Source organism: Dietzia sp. CQ4, from assembly GCF_014145125.1.
Classification (GTDB): Bacteria; Actinomycetota; Actinomycetes; order Mycobacteriales; family Mycobacteriaceae; genus Dietzia; species Dietzia natronolimnaea.
In genome coordinates this window covers 1-1,756 of sequence record NZ_JAALDZ010000383.1, presented here as the reverse complement: position 1 = coordinate 1,756, position 1,756 = coordinate 1, and the positions used below count along the sequence as shown (strand labels likewise).

General features: G+C 72.9%; 1 protein-coding gene and 1 pseudogene. Both read left to right on the top strand.

Going from position 1 to position 1,756, the window contains the following annotated elements; genetic code table 11:
• Nucleotides 1-218: pseudogene (locus tag G6031_RS17380) on the top strand (alpha/beta hydrolase); the annotation flags it as partial.
• Nucleotides 219-302: 84 nt separating this feature from the next.
• Complete coding sequence (gene hemL, locus G6031_RS17375) at nt 303-1,613, top strand: glutamate-1-semialdehyde 2,1-aminomutase (protein ID WP_182644994.1); 1,311 nt, start codon at nt 303-305, stop codon at nt 1,611-1,613.
• Nucleotides 1,614-1,756 lie beyond the last annotated feature (143 nt).

The window sequence follows — 1,756 nt, the reverse complement described above, 5'->3', positions numbered from 1 at the left end:
ACCGCGACACCGGAGCGGCCACCGCCCCCGCCCCGGCAGCCCCCGTCGCTGCACCCGCGGTGCCCGCTCCGGTGATCCCGGCACCGGCGCCGCTGCCCACCCCGCAGGAGCTGCACCAGCAGGCGGAGAAGGCCCTGCAGGACGTGGCCGGACAGGTCGACACCGCCGTCAAGGCGATGTTCGCACCGCACGGCCAGCCCGCCCCGCCGCAGGGCTGACACCGCGAGGGGGTACTCGCGGGCAGTCTTTGAGACACTGGACGGGTGACGTCTGCGAGCGATGCCTTCCCGACCCCGTCCGGCCTGTCCGGCACCACCCGATCGGCCGAGCTCTTCGCCGAGGCCCGCGAGCTGATCCCGGGCGGGGTCAACTCCCCGGTCCGCGCCTTCAACTCCGTCGGCGGAACCCCGCGTTTCATGCGTGAAGCGCGGGGTTCCCGCATGACGGACGTCGACGGCAACACCTATATCGACCTGGTGTCCTCCTGGGGCCCGATGATCCACGGCCACGCCCACCCCGCGATCGTCGACGCCGTGCGGGAGACCGCCACCCGCGGTCTGAGCTTCGGCACCCCCACCGAGGGCGAGGTCGACCTTGCCCGCGAGATCGTCGGCCGGACCTCGGTCGAGGAGGTGCGCCTGGTCAACTCCGGCACCGAGGCCACCATGAGCGCGGTGCGTCTGGCACGCGGGTTCACCGGTCGGTCCAAGGTGGTCAAGTTCTCCGGCTGCTACCACGGTCACGTGGACGCGCTGCTGGCCGACGCGGGCTCGGGTCTCGCGACGTTCGCCCTGCCGGACTCGCCCGGCGTGACGGGAGCGACCGCCCACGACACGATCGTGCTGCCGTACAACGACGTCGAGGCGGCCCGCCTGGTGTTCGCCAACCACGGCAGCGAGATCGCCTGCGTGATCACCGAGGCAGCCGCCGGCAACATGGGCACGGTCCCGCCGCTGCCCGGCTTCAACGAGGAACTGCGCACCCTGTGCTCCGAGAACGGCGCGCTGCTGGTGATGGACGAGGTCATGACCGGCTTCCGGGCCGGCGACCGCGGCTGGTGGGGGATCGACGGCGTGGCCGGCGACCTGACCACCTTCGGCAAGGTCATGTCCGGCGGGCTGCCCGCCGCGGCGTTCGGTGGCCGCGCCGACGTGATGTCCGCGCTCGCCCCCGCCGGGCCCGTCTACCAGGCCGGCACGCTGTCGGGGAACCCGGTCGCGGTGGCGGCGGGTCTCGCCTCGCTGCGCCTGGCCGACCACTCCTGCTACTACACGCTGCAGACCAATGCGGACCGCCTCGAGGCACTGCTGAGCAACGCCCTGCAGGCCGCCGGGGTGGCGCACACCATCCAGCGCGCCGGGACCATGCTCAGCGTCTTCTTCACCGACAAGCAGGTCACCGACTACGCCGGGGCCAAGGCCGCCGAGACGTTCAGGTACGCACCGTTCTTCAACACCCTGCTGGACCGGGGTATCTACGCCCCGCCGAGCGCCTTCGAGACCTGGTTCGTCTCCACCGCGCTGACCGACGACGACTTCCAGCACATCTCCGACGCCCTGCCCGTGGCCGCCGAGGCAGCTGCCGCGGCCTCCGACCCGGAGGCCACCCGATGAGCCGGTCCGGGCGGGGTCGGGGGCTTCGGGGGCGTCTCGACGTCCCGTCGACCGGCCCCACCTCATTGCCGATCCCCCTCCGTGGAGAGCACCCTGCGCCCGCCGAGGCGCCGCCCTCGCTGGGCGGGTCCGCGGCCACCGCG